The organism is Fulverythrobacter ferritrahens, from assembly GCF_020539485.1.
GTDB classification, from domain to species: Bacteria; Pseudomonadota; Alphaproteobacteria; order Sphingomonadales; family Sphingomonadaceae; genus Andeanibacterium; species Andeanibacterium ferritrahens.
The window spans coordinates 12,356-27,995 of sequence record NZ_JACDXU010000003.1 but is presented as its reverse complement, the minus strand read 5'-3'; the positions used below and the strand labels follow the sequence as shown (position 1 = coordinate 27,995).

Below are 15,640 nucleotides of genomic sequence, written 5' to 3'. Positions count from 1 at the left end.
GGGGCAGGCAGGGCACCTACAGCCGGGAAGTGTTGCCGCTTCTCAGGCCATCCAAGGGCCAGTGATCGCGAAAGTCGTGGTCGGGCTGAAGGCGTTGACGAACAGCGTCTTCCCATCGGGCGAGAAGCAGGCACCAGCCAGTTCGGTCTGCATCCGCAGGCGGCCCAGCGCGTAAACCTCACCCGCAGGCGTGATGCCCCGCAGATGATTGTCGACCACTTTCGTATATTGGTCTTCGCACACCACCAGATGCCCGTTGGGGGCCACGGTCAGATTGTCCCCGAAATTGAACTGTTCGGTTGAGGCGGATTCGAAGAACAGTTGCAGCCGATCACCCGCCGCTTCGGGCTTCAGGCGAAATATCTGGCCGAGCTGTTTGGCCCCGCCCGAGGTGCAGCAAAAATAGAGTTCGCCCTCACCCATGTGAAGCCCCTCGCCCCGCGCGAAGAGCGTGGCGCCTTTGGCCGCCCCTTGCTTGCGCAGATCGTCTTCAGGGCTGTCCGGCATGTCAATATCGACCCATTTCGCGGCATGCCATTCGCCCATCTGAATGGGCGCGCCATTCCAGTTGCGGCTGTCCGCCATGCCGTTTTCCAGAGCCAGCGCCTGCAGGCGCCCTCCTTCAGCCAGTTGGCCCGGAACTTTGGGGATGAACCGATAGAACAATCCATCCTCGCGATCCTCGGTCAGATAGACCGTGCCCGTGGCCGGATCGACGCAGGCCGCTTCGTGATTGAAGCGCCCCATCGCCTTGAGCGGCACCGGATTGACGGGGCCAGTGGCATTGGCAGGCACTTCGAAGACGTAGCCGTGATCCTGACCCAGCCGCCCGCCAGCCTTGGCGACGAACTCCTCGCAGGTAAGCCAGCTGCCCCAGGGCGTGGTGCCCCCCGCGCAATTGCGGATAGTGCCGCCAAGCGAGCGGAACTGGCTTTCGACTTCCAGCGTCGCGGCATCGAGCACGATGGTGGTGGTGCCGCCGGGCAGGACAGGGCCAGTGCCATCCTGCCGGTCATAACCGCGAGCGATCTCCCCGCCGCTATCCGCATTGGGCATCAATTCGTGGTTGCGCACCAGCGCAACCTTGCTGCCGGGCAGGGCGAAGCAGCCCATGCCATCCCCGTGATCGGGCACCTTGCCCCCATCGCTCATCACATCGCCCAGCCGGGAGAGTACGCGATAGGAAAACCCCGCAGGCAGATCGAGCATGCCGGCGGGATCGGGCACGATCGGGCCATAGCCTTCCGTAAGCCCTGCCGTGGCCGCCATGGCGGGGCGCACAATGCAGCTCGAAGCGAGCAGCGCGGCAAAGGCACTGCCCGTCGCGCGCAGGAAGGCGCGACGGTCAGTTTCGGAAATCTGGGAGAAGGTCAGGGCTTTGCTACCGGCGGTGTCCAAGTCTCAAGTGCCTTTTCGATTTCGGCCCATGAAACCAGCTTGAAGTTCTGGGCCCGGGCGCCGTTATGTCCATCCTGGGCCACAAAGAGCCCACCGGGATACTTTGGCCCGAAATCGCCGGCTTGCAAGTCGATACCGTCGGTTTCCTCGGCTGAACCGAAAGTCCCCTCCGCAATCCGGAAACGACCGGCGGGCTCCATGCCCGGCAGGCGGAACACGGCATAGGTGTTGTCGCCCTGACTGGAGGCGACCAGCCAGCCGCCCTTCTCGCCCTTGGGCAGGATCGCGAGGCCCTCGGTATCGGAGACAAGCTGAAGATTGTCGTTCCTGGCGACAAGCTCGCCCTGGGTCGCCCCGGCGGCAAAGCGCCAGATGCCCACGTCTTCCTCGCCGACATAGAGCGTGCCGTCGCGCGGATCGGCCACGCAGCCCTCGGTCTGGGTCGGAAGCTTCATGGTGCGGACCGGAACGGAAGCAGGCGTGGCGCCCAGTTCGAGGCGGAATTCCTCGATCTTCCCATCCTTCAGCACGGAGAAGGCGTGGAGGCCGTCGGGCTGCTCCAGCAGGCAGATGCCATAGCCCTCGCCCGCACCGCCCGGCACTGCACCCAGCGGCACCAGCTTCGCATTCGCCGTGTCGAGCCGGTACAGGCGTATCTGCGCGGCAGTGATGTCGTTGCGATCACTCGCTGCCACGATCACGCCGGCAGAGCCCAGATCCTTGAGGTCGACATTGTTCAGCCGCCCGTCGGGATGGAAATCGCGCACCTGTCCATCGAGGCCATAGACATAAAGCCCGGCCTTCTTGTCGGTGCCGATCACCAGACTGGCTTCCGGATTGGCCGCATTGCGCCAGATCGCGGGATCGTCGGCAGCATCGGCGTTGCCGGTGCCGACCGGAACGGTCTCGCCCTGAGCGAATACGGGGGCCGCGGGCCAGGAATTGACCGGCGGCGTGGTGCTGCAGGCGCTCAGGGCGCCTGCAAGCGTGACGATCAGGATAGTCTTGCGCATCAGAAAGCGTACCGTGCCATGACCTGGAACACCGGGCCAGCCTTCTCGCTTTCAAGTTCGTATTCGTCGAACTTGCGATCGATCTGGTCCTCATCGTCGTCGAACTTGTTGAAGATCTCGGCCTTCCGGCCGTTGAGAAGGTTCGAACCGACAGCGCGGATAGTGAAATTGTCGCCGAAGCGCTTTTCGACGAAGATTTCGAGATCGGCACCGTAAGTGGTGGTGACTTCTTCGGCCAGGACACGGTCATAGGCCGGACCCTGCTTGCGATAGGTCGCACCAAAGGCAGCACCAATGCTCGGAAGATCCTGGATCAGCCCGAAATTGTAGACATATTCGGACTGGCCATTGAAGCGGCGCTCACCCATGAAATCGGTGATTTCGCTGTCGAGCCACGAGAAGTTGCCGAACAGGCCGGTATCGGGCAGGCCGATGAAGCCGAGATCGGTCGAAAGGTCGAATTCGACGCCGTAGACCGTGCCGTTGCCGACATTCTGCGGCTGGAAAATCCAGGCGCGATCCTTCGGGCTATCTTCCGAACCCGGCTCATTGGTGTTCACCAATTCGATCAGGTCCGTGATGTCGCGATAGAAGAAGTTGACACCGATCACGCCGCGCGAACCCAGGCGGCGCTCATAGCCGAGATCGAAGCCCCAGGCGGTTTCGGGATCGAGCAGCGGATTGCCGAGCAGATCGCTGTCGCCCACTTCTTCCTCAAGCAGGGCCGGCGAGATGTAGTTGAAGTCCGGACGGCGGGTGGTGCGGGCGGCCGAAAGCGTGATCCGGTCGCGATCCGTCACGTCCCACTTGAGCGAGGCGGAAGGAAGCAGCTTTTCGTAGCTGTTCTTCACCGTCACGACGTCGGTCGGGTCGGTGCGGTCGGTCACGGTCACGTCGGTCGATTCATAACGCAGGCCGACTTCCCACTGCACGGAGCCACCCTTGCCTTCGAACAGGGCGAACACGTCCTTGCGGAGTTCCTCGATGTCGCTCAGCCCACCATCGGGGGCCTCGAATTCCTCGAATGCACCGGCAAGATCGGTCGGGTTGTCAGTGAACTGATCCCAGCTGTTCTGCAGGCCGTCGAATTCGTCTTCCTGCTCTCCCTCGAGAATGTCGGACCGGCGATCCTTGTCCTGATAGAGGCCGCCGACCATGAACTTGACGCCATCGGCAACCTCGACCTCGTGCTCGAGCTTGATCGAGAATTCCTTGTCGAGAATGTTGCTGTCGGTCGCCTGGCCTTCGAATGCGGGAACTTCCTCGTCGTCATAATCGACGTCGAAATCGACCTCATATTCGGTTTCGTAGCGGTCTTCCTTGAACTGGGCATAGCCCAGCTTCAGGCTGGTTTCGCCCAGTGCCCACTTCTGAGCCAGCTTGCCGCCGAGGCTGAAGTTTTCCTGGTCGATTTCCGCGACATTGGCGTTGTCGGTCAGCAGATTGCCCGAGGGCAGCGGCCCGGTGATCGCAGTAGGATCGTCAAATTCGAAGGAACGCTCGGTCTCGGTCCGGTCGGTACGGACATAGAAGCCGTTCAGTTCGAACTTCGTATCGCCGCTGTCGATCTTGTAGGTGCCGTTGAAGCTGTAATCCTTGCCATCGCGCGTGTCGGTCTGATCTTCGCGATTGTCGAACTCCTCCGTTTCGAAGTCCGGCACGTTCTCGGGCGAATCCTTGTAGCGCAGGCTCGACTTGACCTTCGGGTTGTGGCGGCCCTGCAGGTTCGCTCCCAGCAGGATGCGGCCCGGACCGACTTCGCCGCCGTAAACCAGGCCGAGGCTCGGCTCGAGTTCATCGTCGTTGTAAAGCAGGCCACCTGCGCGGACGTATCCGCCGTCCAGCTCATAACCGTCGCGCAGGACGATATTGAGCGTGCCGGCCACCGCGTCGCCCGTGCGGCGGGCGCTGGAGGAGCGGACGATTTCCACGCGCGAGATCAGCTCGGCCGGGATACGGTCCATGAAGAACGAACGGTCGGCATTCGATCCGGGCACGCGTTCGCCATTGATAGTGATCTGCGTATAGCCCGGCGGCAGGCCGCGCAGGCGCGCGCCATCGCTTTCGATCACGTCCGAGAGGAACGTGACCGAGGGCACGCGCTTGAGCGCATCGCCAGCGGTCAGCGGCTCGAAACGTTGAAAGTAGTCTTCGCCATAGACCAGCGTCGGTTCGGCATCGTCATCGCTGCGCGAACGCACGCCGATCTGGGCCTGCACCACGATCTGGCGCGAAGTTTCGATATCTTCCGGCTTGGGAGCTTCGACCTTCGCGTCCTGAGCTTGGGCATTGCCCGCGAGCACGACGGCAATTGCCGCAGCGCAGCTCGACACGAACATACGATTGAGTTTCATGGGGGGATATCTCCGATCCTGTGTCCGGGCGGGCGGTAGGAACGGTTCATGACTTGTCAGCTACGTGTCAGTGACAGTTACATGACACTGCGGCGCTGTTACCTATCGGCAACAGTCGCGCATATCGCCGGGGAATTTCGCTCTGCGCGGGCCTTCTGCAAATTTTGATCCCGCTCAACAACAGGCCTTCCGGACTCGGCTATCGCGCATCCTGTGAAGAGTATCGATCCGGGAGTAAGCGCGATGAATGCTGGCTATGCCGAGAGCGGCAAAAGGCAGATTTTCGGCACAGAGCCGTTCGACGGCGATCTGGCCATGCGTGGCTATGCGCTCAATGCCATGTGCTATTCCTTCAACGCGAAGGATAACCGCGATGCCTTCGCGGCTGATGAAGAAGGCTACATGGCCCGTTTCGGCCTGACCAATGAACAGAAAGCCGCCGTGCGCAACCGCGATGTGCTCGCGATGCTCGATGCAGGCGGCAATGTCTATTACCTCGCCAAGCTGGCAGGCATCCTTGGGCTCAACGTGCAGGATCTCGGCGCGTTGCAGACCGGGATGACGCTGGACGCCTTCAAGGCGGCCCTGCTTTCCCATGGCGAAACCACGCGGAGGGCAGCGGCATGAGCCAGGTTGCAGGCGGCATTTTCACCAGCCACGTTCCGGGCATTGGCAATGCCATCGCGCGCGGGCTGCAAAAGGATCCCTACTGGAAGCCTTTCTTCGATGGGTTCGATCCCGTCCATGAATGGCTCGCCAAGGAAAAACCCGATGTGGCCGTGGTGTTCTACAACGATCACGGGCTGAACTTCTTCCTCGACAAGATGCCCACTTTCGCCATCGGCGCGGCAGCCGAATACCGGCACGAGGACGAAGGCTGGGGCCTTGCCTTCCAACGCCCCTTCGCCGGCCACCCGGAGCTTTCCTGGCACATTATCGAACAGGTGGTGGCGAGCGAGTTCGATCCCGTCACCTGTCAGTCCATGCTGGTCGATCATGCAGTGGCCGTTCCCTACGAATTGTGCTGGCCCGGCACCGAGGCGTTCCCGGTCAAGCTGGTTCCGATCGCGATCAATACGGTGCAGCACCCGCTGCCCAGCCCGAAGCGCTGCTTTGATCTCGGCCGTGCCGTTGGCCGCGCGCTCAAGAGCTGGAAGGGCGGCGAGAAGATCGTCGTCTTCGGCACGGGCGGGCTTTCCCACCAATTGGAGGGCAAGCGCGCGGGCTTCATCAACAAGGAATATGATCACTTCTGCCTCGATAATATCGGGCCGAATCCGGAAGCGCTGCTGCGCCACGATTCCCTGGAAATCGTCGAGCTGGCAGGCAGCCAGGGGGTGGAAATCCTCAATTGGCTGGCCGCACGCGGCGCCCTGACGGGCGACGTGGTGGAACTGGCATCCAACTATCACGTGCCGATCTCGAACACCGCCGCTGCGACGGTTTTGTTCGAAAATCGCGAATTCCTTCCGGCGTCGGCGTGATTTGATGAAGGTCAAAGCCCTCCTTGCTCCGGCCGTTATCGTAACGGTCGTTATAAAGGAGAGGTAAAGCCATGGTCCATTTTCCGCCCGAACCGCTCTATCAGGATGTCTTGCGGCTGATCCGCCTTGAAGGGGACATCAATGACCTCGAGGTCGAGGGGGAAATCCCCGCCGACCTCGACGGGGCGTTCTATCGCGTCCATCCCGACCCGCAATTCGCGCCGAAATATCCGCACGACCAGTTCTTCAACGGCGATGGCATGGTTTCCATGTTCCGCTTCAAGGACGGCAAGGTCAGCTTCAAGCAGCGCTATGCCCAGACCGACAAGTGGAAGCTGGAAAATGCCGCAGGCAAGAGCCTGTTCGGCATGTATCGCAACCACCTGACCGACGATGAGAGCGTGAAAGGCGAAATCCGCGGCACGGCCAACACGAATGTAATGGTCCACGCCGGCAAGCTGTTCGCCATGAAGGAAGACAGCCCCTGTCTGATCATGGACCGCAATTCGCTGGCGACTGACGGCTATACGGATTTCGACGGCGATCTGGGCAATGCGCCCTTCACCGCCCATCCGAAGATCGATCACGAGACCGGGAATTTCTGCGGCTTCGGCTATGCTATCGACGGCCCGCTGACCGAGGCGTGCCACTATTTCGAGATCGATCCCGCCGGCAAGGTGGTGCGCAAGGCGAATTTCAGCGTTCCCTATTACACCATGCTGCACGATTTCTGCATCGCGGGCGATTATGCGGTGTTCAATGTCAGCCCCTATCACTCCGACTGGAGCGTGCTGGAGGAAGGCCGCCCGCATTTCTATTACGACCGCGACCTGCCCTTCTATCTGGGCGTGCTGCGGCGCGATGGCGACGGCAGCGACATGCGCTGGTTCAAGATGGACCCCAGCGTCTGCGGTTGCCACGTAATGAACGCCTTCCAGGATGGCACGAAGATCCACTTCGATCTGCCGACCAGCAAGACAGGCAGCCTGCCCTTCTTCCCGGAAAAGGACGGACGCCCGTTCAACCCGCAGGAAGCCGTCACCAACCTGATGCGCTTCACCGTGGACCTTGCCTCCAACAGCGACGAAATTCAGTCGATGGAGCCGATCGGCAAGATGCCGGGCGAATTCCCCCGGATCGACGACCGCTTCGCCGGCAAGCCCTATCGCCACGGCTGGATGATCACTTACGACTTCGGCAAGCCCTACAACGGCCCTCCGGGACCGTTCGCGGGCGTGATCAACTCGCTCACCCATTATGACCATGCCACCGGCCAGGAACAGAGCTGGTGGTGCGGACCGGACGGCGCCTTGCAGGAACCCTGCTTCATTCCGCGCAGTAAGGATGCGCCGGAAGGCGACGGCTGGCTGGTCGCCCTAATCGACAATCATGTCACCAACTATTCCGACTTGTGCATCTTCGATGCACTCGATGTCGCAAGAGGTCCTGTTGCTCGTGCCAAGCTTCCCCTGAGACTGCGTCAGGGACTTCACGGCAATTGGGCAGACGGGGACAAGCTCGCGGCCTGACCGCCAAGAGCCCCCTGTCGCTTCTCCCGACTGGCGGCCTGCCCCCCTAGCCCAGGGCAGGCCGCCTTCTTTTTGTCTGGAGCAGGTCTGACGAATTTCAACCGCCTTGGCAAGGCGGCAAAAACGGACGCAAGAAAGCGGGGCCCGCCATAACGAACCCCGCTTCAGGGAGAGAAGGTTTCAGACCGCCGAACTGAAGCGGCGCTGGGAATCCTGACGATAGGGATCAAAGGCGGCGGCAATGCTGCGGGCATAGGGCAGCGATTCACTTGCCAGCCTCAGCACGCCATCCTCGAAGGAACAAAGGCCGCGTTCGAAATAGGGCTCCAGCCGGGGCGTGACTTCGGCAAGAAGCGCGGGCCCGACCGGGGCTTGGCACTGGCACAGCAGGGCCTCGATCACCGCCCCGCGCATCTGGTCATCCGCATCGCGCACGATGCCAGCGGAATGCGGCAGGATGTCCTGTGAAAGGAGCATACGATACCGGCCGGCGTTCTTCTCGTTCTGCACGATCAGATCGGGGAAATTGCTGATCGAGGAAGCACCCAGCCCCAGCAGGACAGGCGCGGTATCATCCGTAAAGCCCTGGAAATTGCGATGCAATCTTCCGGAACGGGCCGCCTGTGCCAGCGGGTCGCCCGGCAGCGCGAAGTGATCGAAACCCACTGGCTCGTAACCCAGGCCCGTCAGTTCGCGATAGCCGAACTGGGCCATGGCAAAGCGCTCGTCCTGGCCAGGCAGGTTGGTCGCATCGATCTGCTTCTGGCGCGGGATCAGATGCGGGACATGGGCATAGCCGAACAGGGCCACCCGGTTGGCGCCCAACAGGGCCGTACGCTCCAGCGAATCCTCGATATCATCCTGGGTCTGGCCCGGCAGGCCATACATCAGATCGAAATTCAGCGAGCCGACCCCCGCCTCGCGCAGCATGGCCGTGGCCCGCTCAATCATCTCGAGCGGCTGCACGCGCCCGATATTTTCCTGCAGATGGGGTGCGAAGGTCTGCACGCCCAGGCTGGCATGAGTGATGCCCACGCCCTTCAGCACGTCGCCCCAGTGATCTTCCAGCGTGCGCGGATCGAGCTCGATGGAGATATCGGGCGAGGCGAGCGGGAAATGCACCACCAGCGCATCCATGAGCCTGACGAAATCCGTGGGGGCAATCGCATTCGGGCTACCACCGCCGAACGCTATCCTGCGCACCTTGGCGCCGCGCGGCAGACGCGATCCCACCAGGGCGATTTCCCGGTGCAACGCTTCGAGATAACTCGCCAGCCGGTGCTTCTTGTTGGCAGCACCCGTATTGCAACCGCAATACCAGCAAATCTTCTCGCAATAGGGGATGTGCAGATAGAGCGAGATATCGCCGGTTGCCGCCTCAATCGCTGCGCCATACTCCTTCGCGCCGGTTCCAAGCTGGAATTCGGCTGCGGTGGGGAAGCTCGTGTAACGCGGTACGGGCCGCGAGAGCAAATCTGGATAATAGGGCCACATAAGGGCCTATAAAGCAGGCCCTGAGACCCCCGACATTGCGGTGAGTCAAAAGTTACAAACTTGCGGGAACTATTCGCCGCCAGGTTCTTCGGGCAGCGTCGGGCCTGTCCGGGCGCGCTTGCGCTTGTCGTCCGAATGACAGCCTTTGGCGCAACAGGCAGTCCCCTGCGAGCCCGGAAGCGGCGTTTCCAGAGGCACGGAAACGGAACCACCCCCGCACAGGCTCATCAGCAATGCCTCCCCGCGCAACATGAGCGAGGGATTGGCAGCGGCTGGAATCAGCGCAACGACAGCAAATGCCTGCGTCAGCGGCCCCATCAATCGTCCTCCTCGTCGATCAGGATGCGATTGGCGGCGCCATCCATATCCTCGAACTGGCCGCTCTTCATGGACCAGAAGAACGCCGCCAACCCGCCGAGGCCGAGCAGCAGGGCGACGGGGATCAGAATGGCGATGACGTTCATGCCGGTCTCCTACCGGGCCGCGCGCGCAAGGCGCAGCGAATTGGCGACCACGATCAACGAACTGGTCGACATGGCAAGTGCGGCGATCATCGGCGTGACATAGCCCGCGATGGCGAGCGGCACAGCGAATGCGTTATAACCGATGGCGAGGGCGAAATTCTGCTTCACCACCCGCATCGTCGCCCGCGCAACCTTGATTGCGCGAGGCAGGGCAAGGAGCGAATCCTGCACGAACACCAGATCGGAAGCCTGCAGCCCGACATCGCTTGCCGAACCCGGCGCGATGGAACTGTTGGCCTTCGCAAGAGCAGGGCCGTCATTCAGCCCGTCCCCCACCATCAGCACATTGCGCCCTGCGGCCTGCAACCGGCCGATCAGTTCCTGCTTGTCCTGCGGCGAGGCTTCGGCCTGCGCAAACAGGTTGGTTTCCCGCGCGACCTGCGCGACGGAGGCGGTGTGATCGCCCGAGATGATCGAGGTTTCCACACCCATCCCGGCCAGCCGGTCAAGGGCTTCCCTCGCATCGGGACGCAGCCGGTCGGCGAAGGGGATGAGCCAGGTGGGCATGCCCTCAATATCGAGAGTGACGGCGATCCCGCTGGCGCCTTCCGGGCGCCGCAATGCGACCTTGCGCCCTTCGTGAAAGGCAAAGACACCTTCACCGGGCCGCTCTTCCACCGAGTCCAGCTCGATCGCGCGAATGCCCCGAGCGGCCAGGGCGCTGGCGAGCGCCTTGGAAATCGGGTGGCGGCTATGCGAGGCAAGGGAAAGGGTAATTGCCGCAGCTTCAGGCGGAAGATTTGCCACGACCGCCGGGTCCGGCACTGGCCTGCCCAGCGTCAGTGTGCCGGTCTTGTCCAGCAGGGCGCGGTCAGCCTTGGAAAGCCGTTCGAGCGCCGACCCGTCTTTCACCATGATCCCCGCCCGCATCAGTGCCCCGCTGGCCACCACCTGCGCCACCGGCACGGCAAGTCCCAGCGCGCAGGGGCAGGTAATGATCAGAACCGAGATAGCCACGACAAGCGACTGATACCAACCTGCACCGGCCAGCATCCAGCCGATGAAGGTGACTGCCGCCAGCGTATGCACCGCAGGCGCATAGAGGCGCGCGGCGCGATCGGCGATGCGCACATATTTGGACCGGTCCTGCGCGGCAGCTTCCATCAGCCGCGCAATTTCCGCCAATGTCGTGTCCTGACCGATAGCAAGCACACGTACATCCACCGGCGCATCGAGGTTCAACGTGCCGGCCAGCACCCGATCGCCAGCCGCGCCGGGAACGGGCGCACTTTCGCCGGTTAACAGGGATTGATCGAAGCGGCTGCTTCCCAGCGCGATCTCGCCATCGGCGGCCAGCCGCTCGCCAGCGGCCACGCGCATGATCATGCCCGGAGCGAGATCATCCGCCTTCTTCCATTCGAGCGTGCCGTCTGCGGCCACCACCATGGCGCCCTGCGCGGCATGGCTGAGCAGGGCATCCACGCCTGTCCGCGCCCGGTCGCGCATCATGGCATCCAGCACGCGGCCCGCCAGCAGGAAGGCCAGCAGCATCAGCGCGCCGTCAAACCACGCATCATGCCCGCCGGTTATGGTCTCATAGGAACTCAGGGCAGTGGCTAGAAAGACACCGATGGAGATCGGCACGTCCATATTGGTCCGCCCGCGCCGCAAGGCACCCCAGGCGGATTTGAAGAATGGCATGCCGCCATAGACAATCGCGGGAATGCCGATGCCTGCCGAAATCCAGTGGAACAGCGTGCGCGTTGCGCCCTCTGCCCCGGACCAGACGCTGACAGAGAGCAGCATCACATTCATGCAGGCGAAGGCCGAAACGGCGAGCGGCGCCAGCAATGGCTTGACCGCCGACTGGCTGCGCGCCAGCGCGCCCTTGCGGGGTTCGGCCTCGAAGCCGATCCGGTCCAGTTCCTCCACCAGATCGCGCGGCTTTACCGAGGGATCATGCGCGATTGTCACTTGTCGGGCCGAGAGGTTCACCCGGGCAGACACGATGCCTGGCCGCCCTTCGAGCCCCCGCTCGATCTTGGACATGCAGCCCGCGCAATGCATGCCCGGCACGGCGAGCACCGTCTGGGCAATGTCCCCTTCATCCTGGCGGGCCAGCGCGGTCATTTCAGCTCTTCCTCCCCGCGCCAGCTATCCGTGCCCGCTTTGGCGGCAAGGCGCAGGGTCCAGCGCCCTTCCGGAAGCGTCTCACGCGAGAGATAGCTGCCATCCGCCTGCCGGGTAAAGGTAAGCGCAACGTCATCCAGCCGCCCCAGCGGATGGCGGGCATCGCCATCCAGCTGCGCGTCGTCCGGTGCGCCGGCGAGGGTCACCGCCACCCGGCCTTGCGGCGTGCGAGCGGCATCTGCCTGCCAGCCCAGTTCCTTCGACTTCGCCGCCCGGTCGAGCCAGCCATTGAATTCCTGGCTGGCAACATAGGAGTTCTCGACCACGACACCGCCGAAGGTGGAAGTGGCATAGCGGGCCATCACCACATTCACCGTGCCGACCGTACCGAAGAAGGCGATGAAGATCGCCGTGGCATGCCATCCGGTGAAACGACCGCCTTTGATGGGGGCATCCATGGTCTTCACTCCTCCGATCCGGGTGCTTCGAAATTCGCCTGACCGCTATCGCTCTCGCCCGTTTCGTCGAGCGAACGCAGGATGAAGGTGAACTTCTGGCTTCTGGCGCCTTCCGGCACGACAACATAGGCGCGCATCGTGTCGATCTCGTCAGCCGGGACATCGCGCACGATCTTGCGGGCAGCAGCCTCGCGCGGCATGTCCTCGCTCCACATTACAGCGCCGGGCAGTCCCTCGATGGCGACTTCCATCTTGCGCGGGCGGCTTTCCATATTGCGCAGCTTCAGCGTGTAGGCATTGCGCACCGATCCGTCGCTCATCAGCATGAAGGGCGGATTGCGGTCCTGCGCGATGGTGATGTCGGTATGGTTGCGCGTACCCAGCGCGAAGAGCAGCCCGAGGCCGAGCCCACCCCATACTCCCAGATAGATGATCGTCCGCAGGTGAAAGATCGTCTTCCACACGGGCCGCGGCGTTTCCCCCGCAGATTCGCGCTTGTTGTCCTCCAGCGTGGCATAGTCGATCAGCCCGCGCGGGCGACCGACTTCCTTCATCACCCGGTCACAGGCATCGATGCACAGCCCGCAGGTGATGCAGGCGATGTCCGGTCCATTGCGAATGTCATAGCCGGTTGGGCAGACGGCGACGCATTGGTTGCAATCGATGCAGTCGCCATATTCGCCCGGGTTCTTCTCCGCCTTCTTCAGGCTGCCGCGCTTCTCGCCGCGCCAGTCCTTGTAAGTGACGAGCAGCGATTTCTCGTCGAGCATCGCGGTCTGGATGCGCGGCCAGGGGCACATGTAGATGCACACCTGCTCGCGGGCGAAACCGCCCAGCAGGAAGGTCGTGGCCGTCAGCACCGCCACGGTCGCATAAGCGACGGGCGCGGCCTGCCCGGTCCAGAAATCATGGGTGAGCGTCGGCGCGTCGGCGAAATACATGATCCATGCGCCGCCGGTCCAGAAACTGATCAGCAGGTAGATCGAATATTTCAGCGTCCGCTTGAAAATCTTCTGCGGGCCCCAGGGCGCTTTCGCCAGACGCATCTGGGCGTTGCGATCACCATCGACGAAGCGGTCGATATGCTGGAACAGATCGGTCCATACCGTCTGCGGGCAGCTATAGCCGCACCAGGCGCGGCCCACGGCACTGGTCACCAGGAACAGGCCGATACCGGCCATGATCAACAGGCCGGCCACGAAATAGAATTCATGCGGCCAGATCTCGATGCCGAACATGTAGAAGCGGCGATGCGCCAGATCCACCAGCACGGCCTGATCCGGCGCATAGGGGCCGCGGTCCCACCGCAACCAGGGGGTACCGTAATAGATCGTCAGGGTGACGAACATCACGAACCATTTGAAGCGGCGGAAGGGCCCGTCGATCTTTTGCGGATAGACGCCCTTCCGTTTTTCGTAGAGCTTCTCCGGCCCCGGGACGTGCGATCCCGGGACCATTATCTTTTCAGGGTTGTTCATTGGTCTGTTCCGCCGGGGTTGCGGGCGCGGCCGGAGCCGCCTGTTCGATGAAGTCCTCGCCCCCTCCCAGCGAATGGACATAAGCTGCCAGCATCTTGATGGTCACGGGGTCCAGACGGTTGCCCCATGCCGGCATGACGCCCGCATGCGCGTTGGTTACGCTGGCGATCACATCCTGGCGGCTGCCGCCAAAGAGCCAGATCGCATCGGTCAGGTTCGGCGCACCGAATTCGCGCATGCCCTTGCCATCGGGTCCATGGCACACCGCGCAGTTTTCCGTGAAGAGCTGCGCACCGGCAGGGCTGTCCTTGGCCTTGCCCGAAAGCGCCAGCACATGGCTGGTCACCGCACTCACCTGAGCGGGGGTGAGAATGCCGTCACGCCCGAACGAAGGCATCTGGCTGAACCGCGTCTGATCGTCCCCAGGTTGACGAATGCCGTGGATCAGCGTCGTCTCGATCGCCTTGAGGTCACCGCCCCACAGCCAGTCGTCATCGTTGAGGTTGGGATAGCCTTTGCTCCCGGCCGCACCCGAACCATGGCATTGCACGCAATTGACCTTGAAGGCTGCCCGACCCCCGGCAACGGCGGCGCGCATCAGTGCCGGATTGCCCGGCAATTGCTCGATCGGCATGCCGGCCAGCGCAGCCACATTCGCGGCGCGCTCCTTTTCCTGGGTCTTCATCTCGGCTGCCAGTTCCCCCCGGCTGGTCCAGCCGAGCATGCCCTGGGTAGCGCTGGAGATCATCGGCCAGGCCGGATAGGCGATACAATAGGCAATGGCCCAGAGAATGCAGGCATAGAAGCTGAGTATCCACCAGCGCGGCAGTGGGTTGTTCAGTTCCTCGATGCCGTCCCATTCATGCCCGACGGTTTCGACGCCGGTTGCCTCATCGATGCGGGGCCCGTCGTGTTTGATGTCAGTCATCGCTATCGTCCTTGAAGATCGCTTCGGCGGCTTCCTGATTGAGGGACTTGGCCCCCGGCCGGAAGGGCCACAGGCACAGCACCACGAACACCACGAGCATGGCCATCAGGCCCCAGCTATCCGCGATGTGGCGAAGGTTGTCGTAGACCGAGTGACCACTCATCGTCCCTTCTCCTTCGCCAGATCTTCCTGGGCTGCGGCGCTGTTCACATCCACCAGCGTGCCGAGCATCTGAAGGTAGGCGACCAGCGCATCCATTTCGGTCAGGCGCTGAGGATTACCGTCAAAGTCGCGTATCTGCGCCTTGGGGTAACGGGTGGCCAGATCGCCAGCATCGGCATTGGGATCGGCCTGGGCGAGCAGGTCTGCCTTGGCGCGTTCGATATCGGCCTTGCTATAGGGCACGCCGACATTCTTCAGGGCCACCAGCTGCGCCGCCGGATCGCCAATCTCCAGATCGCGGTCCGCCAGGAAGGCATAGGGCGGCATCACGCTTTCAGGAACCACTGCGCGCGGATCCTTGAGGTGCTGCACGTGCCATTCGTCCGAATAGCGGCCACCCACGCGGGCCAGGTCAGGCCCGGTGCGCTTGGAGCCCCACTGGAACGGATGGTCATACATGCTCTCGGCAGCGAGGCTGTAGTGACCATAACGTTCCACTTCGTCCCGGAAGGGGCGGATCATCTGGCTGTGGCAGACATAGCAGCCTTCGCGCACATAGATGTCACGCCCCGCCTGTTCGAGCGGAGTATAGGGCCGCATCCCATCCACTTTCTCGATCGTATTATCGATCCAGAAGAGCGGAGCGATTTCAACGATCCCGCCCACGGTCACGGCAAGGAAGGCAAACACGCCGAGAAGGGTGATGTTACGTTCCAGCTTCTTGTGGTGCTGAGTCAGGCTTACCATT

15 protein-coding genes are annotated in these 15,640 nt (G+C 62.5%); 3 read left to right on the top strand and 12 right to left on the bottom strand.

Features of this window, described 5'->3' with window-relative positions; translation table 11 throughout:
- Positions 1–42 precede the first annotated feature (42 nt).
- From H0274_RS12190 to H0274_RS12180, 3 genes are read right to left on the bottom strand one after another with little or no spacing between them, the layout of a single operon-like run.
- Complete coding sequence (locus tag H0274_RS12190) at positions 43–1,398, bottom strand: alkaline phosphatase PhoX (protein ID WP_226795741.1); 1,356 nt, start codon at positions 1,396–1,398, stop codon at positions 43–45.
- Positions 1,371–2,411, bottom strand: coding sequence for a phytase (locus H0274_RS12185; RefSeq protein ID WP_226795740.1), 1,041 nt, complete (start codon positions 2,409–2,411; stop codon positions 1,371–1,373). The genes H0274_RS12190 and H0274_RS12185 overlap by 28 nt, the downstream gene beginning before the upstream one ends.
- Positions 2,411–4,765 carry a TonB-dependent receptor plug domain-containing protein gene (locus H0274_RS12180; RefSeq protein WP_226795739.1) on the bottom strand — a complete coding sequence of 785 codons (2,355 nt, stop codon included), beginning with the start codon at positions 4,763–4,765 and terminating at the stop codon, positions 2,411–2,413. Before H0274_RS12180 ends, H0274_RS12185 begins: the two co-directional genes overlap by 1 nt.
- Positions 4,766–5,008: 243 nt before the next feature.
- Between H0274_RS12180 and H0274_RS12175 the strand changes: the two genes are divergently transcribed.
- The 3 genes from H0274_RS12175 (at position 5,009) to H0274_RS12165 (ending at position 7,778) form a co-directional block, all read left to right on the top strand.
- Positions 5,009–5,392 (top strand): protocatechuate 4,5-dioxygenase subunit alpha, encoded by a 384-nt coding sequence (locus H0274_RS12175; RefSeq protein WP_226795738.1) that lies wholly within the window; start codon positions 5,009–5,011, stop codon positions 5,390–5,392.
- Positions 5,389–6,249: a class III extradiol dioxygenase family protein gene (locus H0274_RS12170; RefSeq protein WP_226795737.1), complete on the top strand. Its 861-nt coding sequence runs from the start codon at positions 5,389–5,391 to the stop codon at positions 6,247–6,249. The genes H0274_RS12175 and H0274_RS12170 overlap by 4 nt, the downstream gene beginning before the upstream one ends.
- A 71-nt stretch (positions 6,250–6,320) precedes the next feature.
- Positions 6,321–7,778, top strand: a complete 1,458-nt coding sequence (locus H0274_RS12165) for a carotenoid oxygenase family protein (protein ID WP_226795736.1) — start codon at positions 6,321–6,323, stop codon at positions 7,776–7,778.
- A gap of 180 nt (positions 7,779–7,958) precedes the next feature.
- Here the strand turns inward: H0274_RS12165 and hemN are convergent, their stop codons facing one another.
- The 9 genes from hemN to ccoO all read right to left on the bottom strand — a co-directional run bounded on the left by hemN (position 7,959) and on the right by ccoO (position 15,639).
- Positions 7,959–9,272 carry an oxygen-independent coproporphyrinogen III oxidase gene (gene hemN / locus H0274_RS12160; RefSeq protein WP_226795735.1) on the bottom strand — a complete coding sequence of 438 codons (1,314 nt, stop codon included), beginning with the start codon at positions 9,270–9,272 and terminating at the stop codon, positions 7,959–7,961.
- Between the two features lie 69 nt (positions 9,273–9,341).
- Positions 9,342–9,590 (bottom strand): hypothetical protein, encoded by a 249-nt coding sequence (locus H0274_RS12155; protein ID WP_226795734.1) that lies wholly within the window; start codon positions 9,588–9,590, stop codon positions 9,342–9,344.
- Entirely contained in the window at positions 9,590–9,736 is a 147-nt protein-coding gene (ccoS, locus tag H0274_RS12150) for a cbb3-type cytochrome oxidase assembly protein CcoS (RefSeq protein ID WP_226795733.1), read from the bottom strand. The genes H0274_RS12155 and ccoS overlap by 1 nt, the downstream gene beginning before the upstream one ends.
- A gap of 9 nt (positions 9,737–9,745) precedes the next feature.
- Positions 9,746–11,866, bottom strand: coding sequence for a heavy metal translocating P-type ATPase (locus H0274_RS12145; RefSeq protein WP_226795732.1), 2,121 nt, complete (start codon positions 11,864–11,866; stop codon positions 9,746–9,748).
- A complete protein-coding gene (locus tag H0274_RS12140; RefSeq protein WP_226795731.1) occupies positions 11,863–12,324 on the bottom strand; it encodes a FixH family protein in 462 nt (153 codons plus the stop codon). Before H0274_RS12140 ends, H0274_RS12145 begins: the two co-directional genes overlap by 4 nt.
- Before the next feature lie 5 nt (positions 12,325–12,329).
- Positions 12,330–13,802, bottom strand: a complete 1,473-nt coding sequence (gene ccoG, locus H0274_RS12135) for a cytochrome c oxidase accessory protein CcoG (protein WP_226795730.1) — start codon at positions 13,800–13,802, stop codon at positions 12,330–12,332.
- A complete protein-coding gene (gene ccoP, locus H0274_RS12130; protein WP_226795729.1) occupies positions 13,789–14,730 on the bottom strand; it encodes a cytochrome-c oxidase, cbb3-type subunit III in 942 nt (313 codons plus the stop codon). The genes ccoG and ccoP overlap by 14 nt, the downstream gene beginning before the upstream one ends.
- Complete coding sequence (locus tag H0274_RS12125) at positions 14,723–14,893, bottom strand: cbb3-type cytochrome c oxidase subunit 3 (protein ID WP_226795728.1); 171 nt, start codon at positions 14,891–14,893, stop codon at positions 14,723–14,725. The genes ccoP and H0274_RS12125 overlap by 8 nt, the downstream gene beginning before the upstream one ends.
- On the bottom strand, positions 14,890–15,639 hold the full coding sequence (gene ccoO, locus H0274_RS12120) for a cytochrome-c oxidase, cbb3-type subunit II (RefSeq protein WP_226795727.1): 750 nt from the start codon (positions 15,637–15,639) through the stop codon (positions 14,890–14,892). The genes H0274_RS12125 and ccoO overlap by 4 nt, the downstream gene beginning before the upstream one ends.
- Position 15,640: the final 1 nt, after the last annotated feature.

Excerpts from the sequence above, each read along its gene's own strand:
- H0274_RS12185 (WP_226795740.1), bottom strand. The coding sequence starts at position 2,411 with ATGCGCAAGACTATCCTGATCGTCACGCTTGCAGGCGCCCTGAGCGCC.
- H0274_RS12180 (WP_226795739.1), bottom strand. The coding sequence starts at position 4,765 with ATGAAACTCAATCGTATGTTCGTGTCGAGCTGCGCTGCGGCAATTGCC.
- H0274_RS12175 (WP_226795738.1), top strand. The coding sequence starts at position 5,009 with ATGAATGCTGGCTATGCCGAGAGCGGCAAAAGGCAGATTTTCGGCACA.
- H0274_RS12170 (WP_226795737.1), top strand. The coding sequence starts at position 5,389 with ATGAGCCAGGTTGCAGGCGGCATTTTCACCAGCCACGTTCCGGGCATT.
- H0274_RS12165 (WP_226795736.1), top strand. The coding sequence starts at position 6,321 with ATGGTCCATTTTCCGCCCGAACCGCTCTATCAGGATGTCTTGCGGCTG.
- hemN (WP_226795735.1), bottom strand. The coding sequence starts at position 9,272 with ATGTGGCCCTATTATCCAGATTTGCTCTCGCGGCCCGTACCGCGTTAC.
- H0274_RS12155 (WP_226795734.1), bottom strand. The coding sequence starts at position 9,590 with ATGGGGCCGCTGACGCAGGCATTTGCTGTCGTTGCGCTGATTCCAGCC.
- ccoS (WP_226795733.1), bottom strand. The coding sequence starts at position 9,736 with ATGAACGTCATCGCCATTCTGATCCCCGTCGCCCTGCTGCTCGGCCTC.
- H0274_RS12145 (WP_226795732.1), bottom strand. The coding sequence starts at position 11,866 with ATGACCGCGCTGGCCCGCCAGGATGAAGGGGACATTGCCCAGACGGTG.
- H0274_RS12140 (WP_226795731.1), bottom strand. The coding sequence starts at position 12,324 with ATGGATGCCCCCATCAAAGGCGGTCGTTTCACCGGATGGCATGCCACG.
- ccoG (WP_226795730.1), bottom strand. The coding sequence starts at position 13,802 with ATGAACAACCCTGAAAAGATAATGGTCCCGGGATCGCACGTCCCGGGG.
- ccoP (WP_226795729.1), bottom strand. The coding sequence starts at position 14,730 with ATGACTGACATCAAACACGACGGGCCCCGCATCGATGAGGCAACCGGC.
- H0274_RS12125 (WP_226795728.1), bottom strand. The coding sequence starts at position 14,893 with ATGAGTGGTCACTCGGTCTACGACAACCTTCGCCACATCGCGGATAGC.
- ccoO (WP_226795727.1), bottom strand. The coding sequence starts at position 15,639 with ATGGTAAGCCTGACTCAGCACCACAAGAAGCTGGAACGTAACATCACC.